Here is a 21,850-nt window from a genome sequence, read left to right as displayed (position 1 = left end):
CTGCAAAGGTATGTATCTTTTTCAAAAAGAAAAGCAATAGTATTCAAAAAGCTTCATTTTGATTGTATTTTAAGCTAAACACAAGCAATATGTCTATAGTCTAAGCATTCCAAGCAATAAGTATGATACTGGATACGGAAATATAAGCAATGCCAAAGAAGATATATCCGGATTTTAAGATATGACACGTCCCGGCATACAACTTTTTTCGTAACTTTGCACAGTTTTAAAATACACTGAACGAATGGAGTTTAAGTATGACGTTATTGTAATCGGCGCCGGACACGCAGGATGCGAAGCCGCTGCCGCTGCTGCAAACCTGGGTTCGAAGACTTGTCTTATCACAATGGATATGAACAAAATCGGACAGATGAGTTGTAACCCGGCAGTGGGAGGTATCGCCAAAGGACAGATAGTACGCGAAATAGACGCCTTGGGAGGATATATGGGATTGGTGACAGACCAGACAGCCATACAGTTCCGTATACTGAACCGTTCCAAAGGTCCCGCTATGTGGAGTCCGCGCGCGCAGTGCGACCGCAACAAATTCATCTGGGCATGGAGAGAGATACTGGAAAATATCCCCAACCTGCATATCTGGCAGGATACCGTGCAGGAAATCCTCGTTGAAAACGGTGAGATTACGGGAGTAGTCACATTATGGGGAGTAACGTTCCATGCCAAATGTGTAGTACTCACCGCAGGAACTTTCCTCAACGGACTGATGCACGTGGGACGTACCATGCTTCCAGGCGGACGTATGGCAGAACCTGCATCCTACCAATTAACCGAATCCATCGCAAAGCATGGCATCACCTTTGGACGCATGAAGACGGGAACCCCCGTACGCATAGATGGACGCAGCGTGCATTATGAGGATATGGAAATCCAAGACGGAGAATGTGACTTCCACAAGTTCTCGTTCATGGACACTCATGTACGCCATTTGAAACAGCTCCCTTGCTGGACCTGCTTCACCAACGAAGAAGCACACCGCATCCTGCAGGAAGGTCTGCCGGATTCTCCCCTTTTCAACGGACAAATCCAAAGTATCGGCCCACGTTATTGCCCCAGTATAGAAACCAAGATTGTGACTTTCCCCGACAAACCGCAGCACCAGCTTTTCCTGGAGCCCGAAGGGGAAACAACCCAAGAGCTCTACTTGAATGGATTCTCTTCTTCATTGCCCATGAATATCCAGATTGCAGCATTGAAAAAGATACCGGCGTTCAGAGACCTCGTCATCTACCGCCCGGGCTATGCCATCGAATACGACTTCTTTGACCCCACCCAACTGAAACATACGCTGGAAACGAAGAATATAAAGAATCTGTTCTTTGCCGGACAAGTAAACGGAACAACCGGTTACGAGGAAGCAGCTGGACAAGGAATCATGGCAGGTATCAACGCCCACATCAATTGCCACGGCGGAGAACCGTTCACCCTTGCAAGGGATGAAGCATATATCGGCGTTTTAATCGATGACTTGGTAACAAAAGGTGTGGACGAGCCTTACCGTATGTTTACTTCCCGTGCCGAATATCGCATCCTGCTCCGTATGGATGATGCGGACATGCGACTCACGGAAAAAGCCTGGAAGCTGGGACTCGCCAAGGAAGAGCGGTACAAGCTGCTGACAGAAAAACGTGAAGCCGTGAACCGAATTATAGACTTCGCGCGGAATTACTCGATGAAACCGGCATTAATCAATCCGGTATTGGAGCAGCTCGGCACAACTCCACTGCGCCAGGGATGCAAATTGATAGATTTGATAAACCGTCCGCAGATAACGATTGAGAACATTGCCGAACACGTCAGTGCCTTTAAACGAGAACTGGATAAAATATCCGATAGAAAGGAAGAAATTGTAGAAGCTGCAGAAATACTCATCAAGTACGAGGGATACATCGGACGCGAACGGATTATTGCGGATAAATTGGCAAGATTGGAAAGCATCAAGATAAAAGGTAAGTTTGACTATAATTCCATTCAATCCCTTTCTACCGAAGCTAGACAGAAGCTGATGAAGATAGATCCGGAAACAATAGCCCAAGCGAGTCGGATTCCGGGAGTATCTCCAAGCGACATTAACGTGCTACTGGTACTTTGCGGACGATAGAGCGCAAAGTTCCACGTGAAACAAAGAATTCAATAAACGTATTAAATAAACTGATTATGAGCAAAGAAACTCTTACCAAAAGCATCCGAGAAATACCCGACTTCCCCATTCCGGGAATTCTATTCTACGATGTAACTACCTTGTTCAAGGAGCCTACCGCCTTGCAGGAACTCTCGGACACACTATACGAGATGTATAAAGACAAAGGCATCACCAAAGTAGTGGGTATAGAATCAAGAGGATTCATTATGGGCCCCATTCTCGCCACCAGACTGGGGGCAGGCTTCGTACCTATCCGCAAGCCGGGAAAGCTTCCTGCAGAAACCATTGAAGAAAGCTATGATAAAGAATATGGCAAAGACACCGTGCAGATGCACAAGGATGCCATCAATGAAGACGATGTAGTATTGCTACACGACGACTTGCTGGCAACCGGTGGAACAATGGAAGCCGCCTGCAAACTGGTGAAACAGATGAACCCCAAGAAAGTGTATGTAAACTTCATCATCGAGCTGAAAGAGCTTCATGGCAAGGATGTGTTTGGAGATGATGTGGAAGTGGAGGCTGTGCTGTCGCTTTAGCCATTTCATATTTCACCACAGATTACACAGATTAACACAGATTATTTATCCACCACAAAACACAGTTTTATCGAATAGAAATCTGCGCTAATCTGTGTAATCTGTGGTGAAACGTCGGTATTATGGAAGAACTCAGAACTAACGACTACCTCAAAGGGATTGTATCCAACCTTCCCGAAAGTCCCGGTATTTACCAATATCTGAATACCGAAGGGACTATTATATATGTAGGAAAGGCAAAGAATCTGAAGCGAAGAGTGTCTTCCTACTTCAACCGGGAGCACGAACCGGGAAAGACGAGGGTGCTGGTCAGCAAGATTGCAGATATCCGATATATCGTGGTGAATACGGAAGAAGACGCGCTATTGCTGGAAAACAATCTTATCAAGAAATACAAGCCTCGCTACAACGTACTGTTGAAAGACGACAAGACGTATCCCAGCATCTGCGTGCAGAACGAATACTTTCCACGCGTATTCAGAACCCGGAAGATAATCCGTAACGGTTCCTCCTATTATGGCCCTTACAGCCATATACCTTCCATGTACGCATTACTCGACCTCATCAAGCATCTGTACCCTTTGCGTACATGCCACCTGAACCTCTCTCCGGAAAACATACGTGCCGGAAAGTTCAATGTTTGCCTGGAATACCACATCAAGAACTGTGCAGGACCTTGCATCGGGAAGCAAAGCCAGGAAGAGTATCTGAAAAACATCGCTGAAATCAAGGAAATACTCAAAGGGAATACCCAGGAGATAGAACGGATGCTTTTCCAGCAAATGCAGGAACTGGCAGCCGAAATGAAGTTTGAAGAAGCACAGAAGATAAAGAAGAAATACCTGCTGCTGGAAAACTACCGGGCGAAATCGGAAGTGGTAAGCAACGTGCTGCACAATATCGACGTGTTCTCCATCGAAGAAGACAGCGATGAAAAGTCCGCTTTCGTCAACTACCTGCACATTACGAACGGTGCCATCAACCAGGCTTTCACCTTTGAATACAAGAAACGATTGAATGAGAGCAAAGAAGAACTGCTCTCTCTCGGCATCATCGAAATGCGGGAAAGATACAAGAGCCTTTCTCGTGAAATCATCGTGCCTTTTGAGCTGGATATGGAGCTGAAAGATGTCGTCTTTACCATCCCGCAACGGGGAGACAAAAAGAAACTGCTGGAACTCTCCATCCTCAATGTGAAGCAGTACAAAGCCGACCGCCTGAAGCAAGCCGAAAAGCTGAATCCGGAGCAACGGACCGTGCGCCTGCTGAAAGAAATACAGCAAGAGCTGCACCTGGACCGCCTGCCCATGCAGATAGAATGTTTCGACAACTCCAACATCCAGGGTTCCGACCCCGTGGCCGGGTGCGTGGTCTTCGTCAAGGGGAAACCTTCCAAGAAGGATTACCGCAAGTACAATATCAAGACCGTAGAGGGACCGGATGACTATGCCTCCATGAAAGAGGTCGTAAAACGGCGCTATCAGCGCGCTATAGAAGAGAAAGCACCCCTGCCCGACCTTCTTATCACCGACGGCGGAAAAGGGCAAATGAGCGCCGTAAAAGAGGCGATAGACGAGCTTGGCCTGAACATCCCCATCGCCGGACTTGCCAAAGATGGCAAACACCGCACTTCCGAGCTATTGTATGGCTACCCTCCCCAGACCATCGGATTGAAACAGAACACCCCCCTCTTCCGACTGCTGACGCAGATTCAAGATGAAGTGCACCGCTTCGCCATTACCTTCCACCGCGACAAGCGCAGCAAACGGCAGATTGCCTCTGCACTGGACGAGATAAAAGGCATCGGCGAAAAGACGAAAAGCGCATTGCTCAAGGAGTTCAAAAGCGTGAAGCGTATCCGCGAAGCATCTGCCGAGGAGCTTGCCGCCGTGGTGGGAGAAGCGAAAGCCAAAATCATCCAGACCTATTTCTCAGAGAAATAATAACTGATAAATCCGTCTGTAAAGCCATGCACACAACGAATTAATTCGTAACTTTGTTCCCTCAAAAAGACAAGAATAACATGAGAGTAGTGATACAACGTGCCGGACACGCTTCCGTCACCATCAACGGAACCTGCAAAGCCTCCATTGGAAAAGGCCTCATGATACTCGTAGGCATCGAAGAATCCGATGGAAAAGAAGATATTGACTGGCTTTGCAAGAAGATAGTCAACCTGCGCATTTTCGATGACGAAAACGGCGTGATGAACAAATCCATTCTTGAGGCAGGCGGCGAAATACTGGTTATCAGCCAGTTCACCCTACACGCCTCCACCAAGAAAGGTAACCGCCCTTCCTACATACGGGCAGCACGACCGGAAATATCCGTCCCGCTGTACGAACAATTCTGCCGGGAACTGAGTTTAGCATTAGGTAAAGAAATAGGTACCGGCGAATTTGGTGCCGATATGAAAGTAGAACTGATGAACGATGGTCCCGTGACCATCTGTATAGATACAAAAAACAAGGAATAATGACGTTAGAAGAAGCACAGAAACAAGTGGATTCCTGGATAAAGGAATACGGAGTGCGCTATTTCAGCGAACTCACCAATATGGCGATACTGACCGAAGAAGTGGGCGAACTCGCCCGCGTCATGGCACGCAAGTATGGCGACCAATCCTTCAAGAAAGGAGAAAAAGACAATCTCGACGATGAGATGGCAGATGTTCTTTGGGTACTTCTCTGCCTTGCGAACCAGACCGGAGTGAACCTGACAGACGCCTTCTGCCGCAACTTCGAGAAGAAAACCAGACGTGACCAGACAAGACATATCAATAACCCTAAATTGAAAGACCATGGAGAAGAATGAGCCTACCCAGAGTAAGTATGACGCCGCCCTGGCAAAGTACAACACCCAACTGGATGATGCGGAAATAGCTGCACAAGCTGCCAGAATCATTGCAGAGAAAGTGCCGGCAAACAACACGCCGGAGGTAAAGAAATTCCTTTTCAACTGCATTGACCTCACCACACTGAACAGTACGGACAGCGACGAAAGCGTCATGAAATTCACCCAGAAAGTGAATAAATTCGACGAAGAGTTCCCCGACCTGAAGAATGTGGCAGCCATCTGTGTATACCCCAATTTTGCAGAAGTCGTAAAAGACACGCTGGAAGTGGAAGATGTAAAAATAGCTTGTGTATCAGCAGGTTTCCCCTCCTCCCAGACTTTCATTGAAGTGAAAGTGGCAGAAACTGCCATGGCACTGATGGAAGGCGCCGATGAAATAGACATCGTTATTTCGGTGGGCAAGTTCCTGGCGGGAGACTATGAAGGCATGTGCGAGGAGATACAAGAACTCAAAGCAACCTGCAAAGAGCACCACATGAAGGTAATCCTCGAAACCGGAGCTTTGAAGACGGCTTCGAACATCAAAAAAGCATCCATCCTTTCCATGTATTCGGGTGCCGATTTCATCAAGACTTCCACCGGCAAGCAGCAGCCTGCCGCCACGCCGGAGGCCGCCCTGGTTATGTGCCAGGCCATCAAAGAATATCACGAGCTGACGGGTATCAAGGTAGGCTTTAAGCCCGCAGGAGGAATCAACTGCGTGAACGATGCACTGATTTATTACACCATCGTCAAGGAAGTGCTCGGCGAAGAATGGCTGAACAACGAGCTGTTCCGTCTGGGAACCAGTCGTCTTGCCAACCTGCTGCTTTCGGAAATCAAGGGTGAAGAGATGAAATTCTTCTAAGAGGAAGCTGCATTTACCTATAAATAAAGCCTGATGGAGTGGGTTCCATCAGGCTTTCTCATATTATCAACCGGAAACAGTCCGTCATTTTTCCCGTTCTACCACATAATCCAGATACCCGGCTAGCGCTACTTTTACCTCCGTATCGGGCAAAGAAGCCAGCAAAGAAAGAGCCTTTTCCTTATAGTCATACATCACTTGCGAAGCATACTCTATACCACCATTCTGCTTGGTAAATTCGATTAAATGGGCTATTTCGCCAGGCGTTGCCTCCCCATTCTTTATCTTTACGGCAATTTCTTCCGCTGTTTTATCCTTCACGGTATTGAGCACATGAAGCGCAGGCAGAGTCAACTTCCCCTCCACCATATCATTTCCGGTAGGTTTGCCTATTTCCTTGCTCTCGGAGTAATCGAAAATATCATCCTTTATCTGAAAACAAAGCCCGATATATTCACCGAACAGACGCGCAGATTCCGCCTTTTCATCGCTGGCCCCCACCGAGAGAGCGCCCGCCTTCGTACAAGCTGCAAAGAGCACGGCCGTCTTCTTGCGGATAACGTCGAAATAGACTTCCTCGGAGAAATGGAGATTGCTGACGTTGGAAAGCTGCAGAAGTTCACCATCTGCCAAATCCTGCCCCAGGCAGGAGACGATGTCGATAATGTCATGGTTACGGGTCATGCCCACTTGCACCAACGCTGTTGCAAGCAGATAATCGCCTGCCAGTACGGCTACTTTATTATTGAAAATGGCATTAACGGAGAGTTGTCCACGGCGTTCAGTACTTTCGTCCACTACATCATCGTGCACAAGGCTGGCATTATGAAGAAGTTCCAACGCAACCGCAGCATGCAGGGTTGCAGGACATACCTTGCCAAAAAGCTTCGCAGCCAGAAGCACCAGAATGGGGCGCATCATCTTCCCGTTCTTCTGCCGGATATGCGCAATTACGCTGTTCAGCAAAAGGTTGGAACTGGAGAGGGTACTTTCAAAAAGCTTCTTGAAGTCCTCCAATTCCTCAGAAATCGGAGATTTTATCAATGATGAGTTGTCCATGCATCGCTATTTGCCTACAAAAATAGTAATAAAACGGTTAATACGGTATTTTTTTGTACTTTTACCATGAAAAAAAGGATTAAATGTATGAATTCAATCGATAAACTGTTTTTGCTCGATGCCTATGCACTGATATATCGAGCCTATTACGCGTTCATCAAGAACCCGAGAATCAATTCAAAAGGATTCAACACTTCGGCCATTCTGGGCTTTGTAAACACCCTGGAAGAAGTGCTCAAAAAAGAGAATCCCACACACATAGGAGTAGCCTTCGACCCGTCGGGCCCCACCTTCCGCCACGAGGCCTACGAGCAATACAAGGCACAGCGCGAGGAGACACCCGAGGCCATCCGCCTTTCCGTACCTATTATAAAGGACATCATCCGCGCCTACCGCATTCCCATCCTCGAAGTATCCGGCTACGAAGCCGACGACGTGATAGGCACGCTCGCCACCGAAGCCGGACGGCAGGGCATCACCACCTATATGATGACTCCCGACAAGGACTACGGGCAACTGGTATCGGACCGCGTCTTCATGTACCGCCCCAAGCACACCGGCGGATTCGAAGTGATGGGTACCGAAGAAGTAAAAACCAAGTTCAACATACAGACCACCGAGCAGGTCATCGACATGCTGGGACTGATGGGTGATGCTTCCGACAACATCCCCGGCTGTCCGGGTGTGGGCGAGAAAACCGCACAGAAACTGATTGCCGAATTCGGCAGTATCGAAAACCTGCTGGAGCATACCGACCAGCTGAAAGGCGCACTGAAAACGAAAGTGGAGACCAACCGCGAGATGATTACCTTCTCCAAATTCCTTGCCACCATCAAAACAGATGTTCCCATTCAGCTCGACATGGATTCGCTCGTCCGCGAAGAACCGAACGAAGAAGAACTCCGCAAGATTTTCGAGGAGTTGGAATTCCGCACACTCATCGACCGGGTACTCAAAAAGGGAAGCGGCAATTCGTCCTCCCCTACTCCAACCTCTCCGGTACCCGACCTCTTTGCCGGGACTCTGTTTGCCCAGCCGCAAACCTCCACTCCCGAAAACAGCGCCCCGATTCAAGGCGATTTGTTTGCAAATTTTGCGGGCGAGGGGACGGGCGTTTCTGAAAATTCAAACCTGACGCGGTTAGAAATGCTCGATATAGACTACCAACTCATTGATACAGAAGATAAAAGAGCAGAAATTATTCAAAAGTTACTTACAAGCGAAATTCTCTCAATAGATACCGAGACTACCGGAACCGAGCCAATGGACGCCGAACTTGTAGGAATGAGCTTCAGTGATGCCGAAAACCGTGCATACTACGTACCCGTTCCCGCCGAACGAGAGGAAGTCTTAAAAATTGTAAACGAGTTCCGTCCCCTCTTCGAAAACGAGAAATCCATGAAGGTGGGACAAAATATCAAGTACGATATGATTATCCTCCAAAATTACGGCGTCCAGGTGAAAGGCAAACTTTTCGACACCATGCTTGCCCACTACGTGCTTCAACCCGAACTGCGACACAACATGGACTATCTGGCGGAAATCTACCTGCACTACCAGACCATCCACATCGATGAGCTAATTGGAGCGCGAGGCAAAAACCAAAAGAACATGCGCGACCTTCCACCCGAAGATGTCTACCGTTATGCCTGCGAGGATGCGGACGTCACCCTCAAACTGAAAAACGTGCTGGAAAAGGAACTGAAGGAGCAAGGTGCCGAACATCTGTTCTACGAAATAGAGATGCCGCTCGTCCCCGTACTTGTTAATATAGAGAGCAACGGAGTGCTGCTCGACACGGAAGCCTTGAAGCAATCGTCCCAACACTTCACCGTCCGTCTGCAGGAGATTGAGAAGGAAATCTACGAGATGGCTGGCGAGACATTCAATATCAGCTCCGCCAAGCAGGTAGGCGAAGTGCTGTTCGACAAGCTGAAAATCGTGGAGAAAGCGAAAAAGACCAAGACCGGACAATACGTCACCTCCGAAGAGGTGCTGCAAAGCTACCGCAGCAAGCACGACATCATCGGGAAGATACTGGAATACCGCGGACTGAAGAAACTGCTGAGCACCTATATAGATGCCCTGCCCCAGCTCATCAACCCACGTACGGGCCGCATACACACCTCCTTCAACCAGGCGGTGACCGCTACCGGACGCCTCAGCTCCAGCAATCCCAACCTGCAGAACATCCCCATCCGCGACGAAGACGGAAAGGAAATCCGCAAGGCGTTCATCCCCGACACCGGCTGCGAGTTCTTCTCTGCCGACTACTCGCAGATAGAGCTGCGCATCATGGCACACCTCAGCGAAGATAAGAACATGATAGACGCCTTCCTCAGCGGACACGACATCCACGCCGCCACCGCTGCCAAGATATATAAGATAGATATAAACGACGTAACCGCCGACATGCGCCGCAAGGCAAAAACGGCAAACTTCGGCATCATCTACGGCATCTCCGTCTTCGGGCTTGCCGAACGCATGGGCGTTTCTCGCCAGGAAGCCAAAGAGCTGATAGACGGCTACTTTGAAACCTACCCACAAGTGAAGGAGTATATGGATAAAAGCATCCAGGTGGCACGCGAGAACGGCTATGTGGAAACCATCTTCCACCGCAAGCGCTTCCTGCCGGACATCAACTCAAGAAACGGGGTGGTACGGGGCTATGCCGAACGGAATGCCATCAACGCTCCCATCCAGGGAAGTGCCGCCGACATCATAAAAGTAGCCATGGCACACATCTATCAGCGCTTCCAAGCTTACAATCTGAAAGCAAAGATGATTTTACAAGTCCATGACGAACTAAATTTCAGCGTTCCAGAGGCAGAAAAAGAGCTTGTACAGAAAATCGTAATCGAAGAGATGGAGCAGGCATATCGCATGTACGTACCCCTGAAAGCCGATTGTGGGTGGGGAAACAACTGGTTGCAGGCACACTAAACAGCCCAATAACTTTATTTAACTTACAATCAGAAAGCAACAGAAGCAATCCTTTCCAAATACAGTTTGCTCATCAGAATATCCGGCGACCTCACTGCCGGATATTTTTTATTCACCAATCTTGCCAAAAGGAAAGCATACCGAAACCCTCACTACTGACATATTGATAAAATTTAATATGATATTTATATTTATGTCAATTTAATACGTACCTTTGCAGCGAAATCAATGACATATTGATAGAAAATAGAAAGTTAAACTAAAAAAGACATAAAACCATGAAAGCAAAAGTATCTTTAAAAACAGTGATTGTTTCAGCACTTCTCTTAGTTTGCGGATTAAATGCCTCAGCCGACAATAAGAGCAACCTCATTTACAATTCGGAAGAAGTAAATGGCATGAAGGTGGCAGAGACCGTATACAAGATGGACGGAAACACGCTTGCCAACTATATGAAGTACAATTATAAGTACGACGACCAGAACCGCATGACGGAAAGCGAAGCCCTGAAATGGAACAGCACCAAGAATACATGGGGCAAGGACATGTGCATCCGCTATGCATACCAAGGCAAGACGATGACTACCACATACTACAAATGGAACAACAAGAAAGGCGAATACATACTGGTTCCCGAGATGACAGTAATCATGGACAACCCTAACATGTAATTGACAAACTCTCTCTTAAAGTAAGAAATCTTATTCCTAACAACAATAACCGAAACCTTTCATAAAAGAGCCGGAATGATTCGCACATTCCGGCTCTTTTATTATATCTTGAAAAACAAATCCTTTCCGTCAGATACCAATAACCTTACACGATTAGTATCCTGGATTGTTTTCTATAATGGCACTGTTTGTATCAATCTCACTTTGGGGAAGCGGCCAAAGTTCATCCTTTCCTTTGATATACTTCATCGTGTTATACACACGGAGATTCAGTGCTTTCCCATCCCAAGAACTACCCTCTGAATATGCCGGATGCCAGTTGTCATCAAATGAAGGCTTGGCATTGGACATAAGCCCTTTTTGATTGGGAGCATAAATCTTACCTGTCATCACTGTAGAAGCCATACCCCAACGACGGAGATCAAACCAACGAAAACCTTCATTACAAAGTTCAACAGTACGTTCGTAACGTAATGCCTTTCGGAGTCCGCTCTGCGAAGTAACTACCACATCGGGCATTCCTACACGATTACGAATTATATTGATGTCCGTTCGTGCTAACTCCAGATTGCCATCAGCCATTTCAATATTGGCTTCTGCCTCTATTAGATAAACCTCTGCTAAACGCATCAAGCCGCAATTAAGATCACTGGTTTCATGGTTGGAGATTGCAGCTCTTTCCAACTCGGCTATATCCAAATATTTCCTCCAGAGATATCCAGCAGGACCTTTAGTGCCATTGGCACCGTATACGCCCTTGGTTCCCTGTGACTCCATGTTTGTCACGTCCTTGCCCGTGCTATAGTCGTGAATCTTTTTACTGGTAGTGGAAGTCTGGAATTCTAGATTGAATATGCGTGAACCAGGTCGCAAACAGAAAAGATCCAGACGAGGGTCCCGGTTTTGCCAAGGGTTCTGCCAGTCATACAGAGAAGATTCCGTAATCGATTTGCCATCCTTGCATTGAAACATATCAACAAATGTTTGTGTAGGACCAAAATAGGCGCATCCTCCCAGTGTACGTGGAGCCATGTAATATGCCTCCTTGGTTTTATTACTGGATATTACCGCATCATACTGCACGGACCAGAGCCACTCATTGCTTGCCTCACCGTCATAACCAAACAGAGCCGTCTGACCGGTTGGCTCTCCTGCCTCATGACTTTCTCCACAATACTGTGTATTGATGGATTCCAATTCAAAGCCTGCCTCCTTAGCCAAATTCAAGGCTTGTTTGGCCGAACTGGCAGCCAAGTCATACTTTTTCCAATTCAAGGCAATACGGGCACGTAACGCATACGCTGCTACCCGTCCGATGCGTGCACTGCCATAGCTTTCTGCTTTATGGCGGAGTGGAAGGTTAGCCAAACACTCGTCGCTAAGATCCGAAAGCAGATTCTCTACAATGGTCTCTCTCGGTGTACGTGGGGTCTGGCTGTCATTTATACCCGCTGTGTGGACCACATACGGCAAGTCTCCATAGTGCTGGCAAGCTTGATCATAACAGAATGCCCGTATGCACAGCAGCTCTGCCCGTATACTCTCTATATCCGTATCAGAGGCTGTGCCACGCAGATTATCCAGCGCATCGAGAAGCTGGTTGATACGTGCCACGGTCTTATACACGCAATTATAAAGCTTGTTTGCCACCGCGTTTTCAGCAGAAGCTCCGGAGGTGATTAATTCCGTATACATAGCCGTGTTGACACGTGTAGCACCAATATCGGTAATATTGTCTGTCACCTTCCACCAGGTGGTGGTGCTGGCACTATAAGCTGTCAGAGATGAGTAAACAGCGTTCAAACCGAAATTCGCCTCTTCCATACTCGAAGGATAAGAGGAAGAAGACGGTGAAGTGAGTGGTTCAAGGTCGAGTGAACAAGCACCGAGACCTAATAGAGACAGCGAAAGGAGTGCTGTATAAATATTGTTTCGTTTCATATCATTTTTTCTTTTTATGTCTTCTTGAATACAGACGGTTTCCCTATTCCGGCTAATCAGAATTTGATGTCAACGCCAAAAGTGAAGGCTTTCGTCTGGGGATAATTGTTTGCCGCACCCAGAGATACCCCATCTGTTGCTGATGCGTTATAGTTGACTTCGGGGTCATAGCCATCCCAAAAGTCAGTAAAAGTCAAGAGATTCTCAGCATTGGCATAAATGTAGGCAGACTTCAGTCCGATGGCTTTCATCCACTTGGAGGGCAGGTCGTAACCCAGCTGCAGGTTCTTCAGACGCAGGTAAGCGGCACTCTTCATCCAGAAGGATGATGTATAGGTGTTGTTACTGCTCTTATAAGAGAGGCGAGGCGTGGATGCATCATGATTCTGCTCCGTCCAATAGTCAAGGTGTTCCTTGCGGTAGGTTCCTCCCTGATAGCAAGGCATCACGTAGTAGGAATTGAGATAACCGTCGGCCTTGCCAACTCCTTGCAAGAAAGCCGAAAGACGAATTCCTTTGTATCCCACTCCTAAATTAAAGCTATAACTATAGCGTGGAACTGTACTTCCGATAATCGTCTTGTCATCTGTAGTAATTTTGTTGTCTCCGCTGACATTCCGGTATTTCAGGTCACCGGGATATACGGTTGTACCGAATTGGGGACAGTTGGCATTGATTTCGTCCGCTTCTTCTTGTGAATTGATGAAACCGTCGCATATCAATCCGTAAATGGAGTTAATGGAAGACCCCTCTTGGTTACGAATATCACCGCTTGTGCTGCTTGTGCCCCGCATGTCGGTGATGGTGTTTTTCACGTCGCTCAGCGTAAGGGCGGCATCCAGCGAAAAGTCCCTCGTCAGCTTCTTGCTGTAGCCTACGCTTAGCTCCCATCCCTGGTTTCTTACCTTGCCGGCATTCTGGAAGGGAGCACCCATACCAATGTGGTTGGGGATGTCCAGCTTCATCAGGATACCATCCGTTATCTTCCTATACCAGTCGGCAGTGATGTTGATACAGCCGAACAGTGAAAGATCTATGCCTAAGTCAGTCATGGTAGAAGTCTCCCATGTAAGGTCCCTATTGGAGAGCGAGGTAACAGCAGAGGTCGTGTAAAGATTACCTCCCATAGATATAGAGCCCGTAGAGAGTTGCTGAGTAGTGGGATAATAGGAACTTCCGATATTCTGGTTGCCCAGTTTGCCCCAAGAGGCACGTAATTTCAGATTATCCACTCTATCGCGTATAGATTCCATAAAGGGTTCCTCGCTGATGCGCCATGCTGCAGAGAATGAAGGGAACACGCCATATCGGTTACCCTCTGCAAATCTGGAAGAACCGTCGGTACGGATATTGGCCTCCACAAGGTAGCGTTCCTTGTAGTTGTAATTCAAGCGGCCAAAGAAGGAGTTGATGGCCCATTGGTACTCCCCTCCTCCATTGTTCATGTTCTCAATGTTACCGGCATCAATTTGGTCATATTGAGGGAAGTTGAATACTTGACGATAGGCAGAAAGAGTCTTTTCTGTATAGGTCTGACACTCCATACCTGCCATTACTTTGAAGTAGTGGTCATCCAGCTGTTTCTCATAGTTGGTCAGTGCCTGTGTGTTCCAGTAGAAGTAACGATAGGCCGATTCTGTAAGCGAGTTGTAGGTTTCGCCGCTCTTGAAGCTGGTAGTACCTTCCGGGTCACCATACGTGGTGACAGAATTCTTATAGTTATGGTTATTCTTGGTGATATAACGTGGAGTGGCTTGAACTGACACATTCCATCCATCGAGAATCTTATAGGTCAGAGCCATCGCCATGGTAGCACGGATAACATTGTTTTTCACAATACCGCCTTCACGCAACAACAGCACGGGGTTATTGCCCATCAGACCATTTGCCCCATTATAAAGACCAGTAGTAAATTGATTGACAATGTTCGGGGTTCGGGTGTTCATATAATTGAAGGCATGTCCTTCGTAGGGAGAACTATTTTTATTGGCATTGCTTACTTGTATGTCAAACTTCATGTCCAGACGGTCGCTAAGCTTGATGTCCATATTGTTGCGTACAGAGATTTTACGGTAAGAGGAATTGACCACTATACCCGTCTGGTCCAGATACCCTATAGAAGTAAGTGTCTTGATACGTTCTGATGAAGAAGTCAGAGTAAGCGTATGCCCATGGTTGAATCCGTTTTCTGTAAGAATCAAGTCCTGCCAGTCTGTATTAGGATAGATGTCCGGGTCAGTAGCCATGCCAGCCACATATTCCCTTATATATTCATCACTATAGGGCAGGTCGGATCCGTCGTTACCTGCTGCCACATTTTCCAATTGCATATATTCCAATGCATCCACTTTTTGAGGAAGCATCGTTGCGCCTTGGAATCCAAAATATCCTTTATAGGATATGCTGAACTTGTCTTGACTGCCACCCCGTTTGGTAGTCACCAGAATGACACCATTGGCAGCACGTGAGCCATAGATGGATGCAGATGCAGCATCTTTCAAGACGGACACTGACTCGATGATGTTAGGATCCACTTCATCTATGGTTCCTTCTACGCCATCGACCAACACCAACGGGGCGGCACTATCACCACCGAAGGTTCCGATACCACGTATACGTATATGACCGCCATTGCCGCCTGGCTCACCGCTCTGTGTAGTGACAGTTACACCTGCAGCCATGCCTTGCAGAGCCGAAGATACGTTTGATACTCGACGGCTTGCAAGCTTCTCGCTGTTAAGCGAAGAAACCGAGCCTGACAGATTAACCTTCTTGTTAGTGCTATAACCTACCACTACCACGTCGTTAAGCAATTGTGAGTCTTCATCCAGTACCACATGAATGAAGTTCTCCCCTGCAGTCTTCAGCTTGAGGGTACGGAAGCCGATGTAGGATACGATGAGTTCCGCGTCTTCGATGGTTTCAAAATTGAAGTTGCCGTCCACATCGGTAATGGTTTTCTCGGGAGAATGGGTCACTTGAATTGTAGCACCGGGAAGTGGATTATTGAACCGGTCCACCACTTTACCTTTGACGGGTTTCAGTGAAGCTGCGACTACATTCAACGAAACAAGCAGCCCACATACACACACAAAGGATTTAATCATTCTTGTTTTCATTAGTTTCTATGATGATTTTAATTTCGGCTGCAAAAGAATGGATGCTGTATTACAGACTTGTGTCACTTCTGTGATTTTGATATGACACCGGATGAGAGCCCGACATATGTAACTTGAACGTAACCCCATAGAAACGACGAAGTAATTTCACTCACCTATTTTTGCTCTCAATTCAAACAACAAATAATTGAAAGAGAAAAGCAATGAACAAAAAGAACATTTTTTACGCCGCATTGCTGCTTATGGCAATAGGGGCAGAAGCTAAAGAGATTAAAGGCAAAGTCATGGCCGACGGCAAGGGGCTGGCCAAAGTTGTAGTAACCGATGGCACCGCATTCGCTCTTACCAGTGAAGACGGAAGCTATATGATTGATGCTGATGAGAAGGCCCACTTTATCTATGTAGTGACACCTTCAGGCTATATGGCTCCTTGCAACGGGGGTACTCCCGTCTTCTATAAGACTCTGAACGAGAACAGCCACGATTTCCAGCTCCATCGCTGGGGAACAGTAGGAGGCAAATACGCCATGATGGCAGCAGCCGATACACAACCGCGCGGAGAGAACGCATTCCATCGGCTTGAAACGGAAGCTTTCCCCGACCTCAAGCAAGTGGGCTTTGAATATATGAGCCAGAATATTCCTGCTTTCGCCATCTTCTTGGGCGACATCTTATGGGATAACCTGGAAATGTTTCCCCACATCAAGCAAGAGATAGCAAAGATCCAAATTCCCATCTATCCGGTTATCGGCAACCACGACCACGACAAGGAGGTGAGCGACGATGATGCCAGTGCACATCTTTATCGGCATTTCTTTGGACCCACTTACTATGCGTTCAATGCTGGAAAAGACTATTATATCGTTTTGGACAATATCCTTTATAAAGGAAACAAGAAGTATGAAGTGGGGCTCAATGATCAGCAGCTCAATTGGGTGAAGAGCTATCTGCAGTACGTCCCCAAAGGGGCTCATCTGTTTGTTTGCATGCATGCTCCGGCATACTTCTATAACGAGAACTACAAGTTGGGACGCGTAGCCGAGTTACTCGACCTTTTCGAGGGTTATAAGGTAGATATTCTCAGTGGTCACACTCATGTACAATGCAACACACAAATCAGAAACAACATTCGTGAGTACAATATCGCCTCCATCGGAGGCGCGTGGTGGTTATGGGACGGCATCTATAGCAAAGACGGTACCCCTATTGGCTACCAAGTATTCGAATCCGGCAAGAACGGAATTGCAAATTATTTCAAGTCATTAGGACATGACCGTGACTATCAGTTCCGTTACTATCCCGTGGGTACAGTACCCGGCCATGAAGACGAACTCTGCGTCAAGGTATGGAATTGGGATAACCGCTGGAAAGTGGAATACTACGAAGACGGGAAGTTGAAAGGCGAAATGAAGCAGTATAAAGGCATGGATCCTGATTATGATTTCTTCCTGCAGCGCAAAGCTGTCACAGAGGGAAAGGATATGAAGGAACGTGGTCGCCAAGCTAACAAGAATGCTTATTTCTTTTTCTCTACAAAACCGAGCGATAAAGCAAAGAAAATAAAAATCGTGGTGACTGACGCCAACGGGAAAAGCTACGAGCAGTCTTTGGAACATTAAGTAAACAGACAGATAGTAATCGGTACCTGATTATGAGCCATTCCCTGCTCCTCGTTATTCAGCTATCGGTTATTATTCGTACCTTTACCCGAAAAAGGAATGCCACATGATACCCAAGCCCCTCATTACCTACATCGAGACAGCAATCATCCCCCGTTACAAGGAGTTTGACAAAGCACACAACCTCTCACACGTCCGCACCGTCATCGAAGAAAGCCTTGCCCTCGCCCGGCAATATCCCGAAGCGGACGAACGCCTGGCATACGTCATTGCCGCCTACCATGACACGGGACTGTGCCGCGACCGCGCCACCCACCACCTTGTCTCCGGCGAGATACTGATGGCGGACTCTACCCTGCGGCAATGGTTCTCCGACACGGAAATCCTCCTCATGAAAGAAGCCGTAGAAGACCACCGCGCCTCTACAGACCACGAACCTCGTAGCATCTACGGCAAGATTGTTGCCGAAGCGGACCGTATCATCGACCCGGACATCACCCTGCGCCGCACCGTGCAGTACGGATTGAAACAGAATCCTGCCGCCGACAAGGAGTGGCACTACCAGCGGTTCCATCAGCATCTCATGGCAAAATATGCACCCGGCGGTTATCTGAAGCTCTGGTTTCCCGAGGGCAAGAATGCGGAACAGCTGAAGAAGCTCCAAGCCATTATCGCAGACGAAGGACAGCTGCGGCAAGTTTTCAACCGAATATTCGAGGAGGAAAAGTAATAGCGGTATCAATGAAGCATATGCCCCATTTCATTTCCGACTATGGAAACGGTTTGTTTCCTATAATGGAACAGAGTGTTCTCTATAAGGAAACAAAGTGTTTCCTATAACGGAACAAATCGTTTTATCCCGTCGAAACAAGTCGTTTCATACAAGAGAAACAATCTGTTCCGACGGGGTGTAACAAAGTGTTCAGTACTGTGAACTAATACAATAGCTCTATTTAGAAGGTCTCACAAGATAAGTATCCGCCTCCATAAGTATAAAGACTTATGGGCGTGCCAACATGAGGAAATCATAAAACTCACAGATGGACTGGCCTTCGGTTTCTGATTCGAAGACAAAGAAGAGCGGCTGCTTTCCCTTATGCAGCTTTGCCGGAATAGAGAGCGGAGCATAGAACTCTCTGCAAGTGCTGCCAGCCTTCACATCCACAAGTCCTATCTCTACACCGCCTTTTGTTGTCCAAGGGCTACCCAGCATGATGCGGATGCGTCCGTCGGTATCTTCAGCCTTCAACCTTAACTGCATCTGCAAAGACTTATCTCGCGGAACGGCATTCATATTCAAGTATTTATATCCTACAATCGACCCACTTGTATTATTCACCACCGGAGCGAACGGGATTTTGTGGTTGTTATCGCCGGCATAGGGATTATTATCCCGGTACACAGGCCGGATGTAAGACCCCGTGTAGACATAATGGGGATAGACCTCTTTGATACCTCCGGGATTGGTGTGCCAACAAGCCAACCCGGCCGAGATGCGCTGCATAGGATTGAGCCCTTCAAGAAGGAAACCCTCAGAGTTGAATTCCCCGCGCGAAATCACGACTTTCCCACCTTTTCCTTTTTCCACCTTTACATCAATGGCCGACACCATAGCCTGGCGTGCATAGCAATCAGTACCTATCTGGCGATGATAGAACACGTACCATTGCCCTCCTATCTTGCAGATACTGCCATGCGTATTTCCACCGGGCATGGCCGAAGCTATCACATTGCCTTTTTCATCATACTCGCGCGCACGGGCATCGATGATTGTTCCGCCATAGGTCCAGGGACCCAGAGGATGCTCGCTATAAGCGTATGCCAGCGTATAGTTGCTGGCGTTCGGCAAGCCATCTTCACCCTCAGCGGTAGTACGGCTATAGATAAACACATACTTATCCTCAATCTTGCGGATGGAGGATGCCTCAAAGAAGCGGAATATACCTTCCTGCCGATAGCCTGAAATCATGTTCTCCACCACTTCGGTACCCGGCTTTACCGTGCACATGGTAGCAGGGTCCAACTCCGCGCCATGCGAAATGCCAAATCCCCAATAACCATACACACGTCCATCATCATCGACAAACACTGCGGGGTCGAATCCCAAACAACCGAAAGTCTCGCGAGGACGTTCCTTGTTCCAATTGCATACTGTAAACGGACCATCGGGACGGTCGCTTTTGGCAATCATGGAATTGCGTCCACTACCTTGATTATTCGGAAAGAGGTAATAAGTTTTCTTACCATCGGTATCGGTAGTTACTGTCACGTCAGGGGCAAAAAGCACGTCGTCGGTTCCATCAGCATTCAGTTTATACAGCTCGGGCGACTCATTGACTTTAAATATCACGCCGTCATATCTCCAACGGGTCAGGTCCTCTATGGGTGCCGACCACACCACTTGGTCACGTCCGCAATACATCCACTTGAGATTGTCGTGCGAACCATAAATATAGACACGGTACTTGCCGGGACAGTCAGGATCCTCAAACACATAGGGCTCACCATCAGGAATAAATTCCCAAAGCGGCAGATAAGGATTCTGTGCAGATAATGTAAAAGACAAGCTGATGAGACATGATAAAATCATCAGAATTTTTCTTACTTTGTTTTTCATAATCGCATTGATTTATAGAATGATACTTAAATTATAATTGCGACAAAACTATCAATTTATCGTTTCATCGTCATGCTTTTAATGCAAATTAACACGTTCAATACGAATTTCTAAATACCGTTCCGGCGGCTCTCCCATCTCCTCCTTTCTTCGTTGGTGTATGCAAAAATCAGCTATTTTTCAGTAAGTTTGTCCGGTTTGCACTATCTTTGCTTAAAAAAGCGAAGATAGGCTGCACCTCAGCATAAAAAATGAACGAGTTCATTTTATTCTGCATTCGGTTTGCACTATCTTTGCATCCAATTAACTGAACAATAACTAAAAAAACAAGATAACACTATGGCATTAAAAGCTGGTATCGTGGGCCTTCCCAACGTAGGAAAATCCACTCTTTTCAACTGCTTGAGCAGCGCAAAGGCACAAGCGGCAAACTTCCCGTTCTGTACAATCGACGCCCAAATGGGGCAAGTGTCCGTACCCGACGAACGACTGACGAAGCTCGCCGAGCTGGTTCACCCGGGGCGTATCGTACCTGCCGTGTGCGACATCGTCGACATTGCCGGACTGGTGAAGGGCGCCAGCAAAGGTGAAGGACTCGGCAACCAGTTCTTGGGCAACATCCGCGAGTGCGACGCCATCATTCACGTGCTGCGCTGCTTCGACAACGGCAACATCGTCCACGTGGACGGTTCGGTGAACCCCGTGCGCGACAAGGAAATCATCGACACAGAGCTGCAACTGAAGGACCTCGACACGGTGGAAAACCGCATCAAGCGTGTAGAGAAGATTGCCAAAGTGGGTGGCGACAAGGCGGCAAAGATAGAGTACGAACTCCTGCTCCGCTACAAGGATGCCCTGGAACAAGGACAAAGCGCCCGCACCGTCATCCCACAGAACGACGACGAGGAACAATGTGCCAAGCAGATGTTCCTGCTCACCACCAAACCTGTGCTCTACGTCTGCAACGTGGATGACGTCAGTGCCGCCAGCGGCAACCAGTACGTAGAGCAGGTGCGCGAAGCCATTAAGGGCGAGGATGCGGAACTCATCATCATCTCCGCCCAGACCGAAGCCGACATCGCCGAACTGGAGACATACGAAGAAAAGCAGATGTTCCTCGAAGACCTGGGACTGAAAGAGAGCGGTTGCAACCGTTTGATTAAAGCTATCTACAGCCTGCTGAACCTCGAAACCTTCATCACTGCCGGAGAGATGGAAGTAAAGGCATGGACCTATCGCAAGGGATGGAAAGCACCGCAATGCGCCGGCGTTATCCATACGGATTTCGAGAAAGGGTTTATCCGGGCAGAGGTCATCAAGTATGAGGATTATATCAAGTATGGCAGCGAAGCAGCCGTGCGCGAAGCCGGAAAGTTGGGTGTGGAAGGCAAGGAGTATGTGGTGCAGGATGGGGACATCATGCACTTCAGGTTCAATGTGTAATGATATTCATTCCAGATGGCAATGTACTTTCTTTG

At 47.6% G+C, this 21,850-nt stretch carries 15 protein-coding genes; 11 read left to right on the top strand and 4 right to left on the bottom strand.

The features are described from left to right. The first annotated feature begins 244 nt into the window (after positions 1–244). From mnmG to deoC, 6 genes are all read left to right on the top strand, one after another. On the top strand, positions 245–2,119 hold the full coding sequence (gene mnmG / locus DXD65_RS09665; RefSeq protein WP_005826165.1) for a tRNA uridine-5-carboxymethylaminomethyl(34) synthesis enzyme MnmG: 1,875 nt from the start codon (positions 245–247) through the stop codon (positions 2,117–2,119). A gap of 56 nt (positions 2,120–2,175) precedes the next feature. Next, positions 2,176–2,700 (top strand): adenine phosphoribosyltransferase, encoded by a 525-nt coding sequence (locus tag DXD65_RS09660; protein WP_005826167.1) that lies wholly within the window; start codon positions 2,176–2,178, stop codon positions 2,698–2,700. A 122-nt stretch (positions 2,701–2,822) separates the two neighbouring features. Continuing rightward, entirely contained in the window at positions 2,823–4,643 is a 1,821-nt protein-coding gene (uvrC, locus tag DXD65_RS09655; protein WP_117703750.1) for an excinuclease ABC subunit UvrC, read from the top strand. An 80-nt stretch (positions 4,644–4,723) separates the two neighbouring features. Beyond that, a complete protein-coding gene (gene dtd, locus DXD65_RS09650) occupies positions 4,724–5,176 on the top strand; it encodes a D-aminoacyl-tRNA deacylase (protein ID WP_117887590.1) in 453 nt (150 codons plus the stop codon). Continuing rightward, positions 5,176–5,514: a nucleotide pyrophosphohydrolase gene (locus DXD65_RS09645; RefSeq protein ID WP_005826173.1), complete on the top strand. Its 339-nt coding sequence runs from the start codon at positions 5,176–5,178 to the stop codon at positions 5,512–5,514. Before dtd ends, DXD65_RS09645 begins: the two co-directional genes overlap by 1 nt. Then, positions 5,501–6,403, top strand: a complete 903-nt coding sequence (deoC, locus tag DXD65_RS09640; protein WP_035447524.1) for a deoxyribose-phosphate aldolase — start codon at positions 5,501–5,503, stop codon at positions 6,401–6,403. Before DXD65_RS09645 ends, deoC begins: the two co-directional genes overlap by 14 nt. A gap of 84 nt (positions 6,404–6,487) precedes the next feature. Here deoC and DXD65_RS09635 read toward each other — a convergent pair whose 3' ends face one another. Beyond that, entirely contained in the window at positions 6,488–7,462 is a 975-nt protein-coding gene (locus tag DXD65_RS09635) for a polyprenyl synthetase family protein (protein WP_008662178.1), read from the bottom strand. Positions 7,463–7,549: 87 nt separating this feature from the next. Between DXD65_RS09635 and polA the strand changes: the two genes are divergently transcribed. Both polA and DXD65_RS09625 read left to right on the top strand, forming a co-directional pair. Further along, positions 7,550–10,405, top strand: coding sequence for a DNA polymerase I (gene polA, locus DXD65_RS09630; protein WP_034525482.1), 2,856 nt, complete (start codon positions 7,550–7,552; stop codon positions 10,403–10,405). Between the two features lie 278 nt (positions 10,406–10,683). Then, positions 10,684–11,076 (top strand): DUF3836 domain-containing protein, encoded by a 393-nt coding sequence (locus tag DXD65_RS09625; RefSeq protein ID WP_005826180.1) that lies wholly within the window; start codon positions 10,684–10,686, stop codon positions 11,074–11,076. Positions 11,077–11,229: 153 nt separating this feature from the next. Here the strand turns inward: DXD65_RS09625 and DXD65_RS09620 are convergent, their stop codons facing one another. Continuing rightward, a complete protein-coding gene (locus DXD65_RS09620) occupies positions 11,230–13,017 on the bottom strand; it encodes a RagB/SusD family nutrient uptake outer membrane protein (RefSeq protein WP_005833922.1) in 1,788 nt (595 codons plus the stop codon). A gap of 56 nt (positions 13,018–13,073) precedes the next feature. Beyond that, a complete protein-coding gene (locus DXD65_RS09615) occupies positions 13,074–16,124 on the bottom strand; it encodes a SusC/RagA family TonB-linked outer membrane protein (RefSeq protein ID WP_005833923.1) in 3,051 nt (1,016 codons plus the stop codon). Positions 16,125–16,339: 215 nt separating this feature from the next. On the opposite strand from DXD65_RS09615, the gene DXD65_RS09610 reads away from it, so the two are divergent. Next, positions 16,340–17,755: a calcineurin-like phosphoesterase C-terminal domain-containing protein gene (locus tag DXD65_RS09610; RefSeq protein ID WP_005833924.1), complete on the top strand. Its 1,416-nt coding sequence runs from the start codon at positions 16,340–16,342 to the stop codon at positions 17,753–17,755. 106 nt (positions 17,756–17,861) lie between these two features. Continuing rightward, on the top strand, positions 17,862–18,485 hold the full coding sequence (locus tag DXD65_RS09605; RefSeq protein WP_005833925.1) for an HD domain-containing protein: 624 nt from the start codon (positions 17,862–17,864) through the stop codon (positions 18,483–18,485). A gap of 270 nt (positions 18,486–18,755) precedes the next feature. Here the strand turns inward: DXD65_RS09605 and DXD65_RS09600 are convergent, their stop codons facing one another. Beyond that, positions 18,756–20,372, bottom strand: coding sequence for a family 43 glycosylhydrolase (locus DXD65_RS09600; protein WP_005826184.1), 1,617 nt, complete (start codon positions 20,370–20,372; stop codon positions 18,756–18,758). Between the two features lie 339 nt (positions 20,373–20,711). Here DXD65_RS09600 and ychF point away from each other — a divergent pair, with 339 nt between their 5' ends. Beyond that, complete coding sequence (gene ychF / locus DXD65_RS09595; protein ID WP_008662190.1) at positions 20,712–21,815, top strand: redox-regulated ATPase YchF; 1,104 nt, start codon at positions 20,712–20,714, stop codon at positions 21,813–21,815. Positions 21,816–21,850 lie beyond the last annotated feature (35 nt).

This window comes from Bacteroides sp. 4_1_36, from assembly GCF_003466325.1.
Lineage (GTDB): Bacteria > Bacteroidota > Bacteroidia > Bacteroidales > Bacteroidaceae > Bacteroides > Bacteroides uniformis.
The sequence above is the reverse complement of the archived record's forward strand: the minus strand, read 5'-3'. Positions and strand labels throughout refer to the sequence as shown.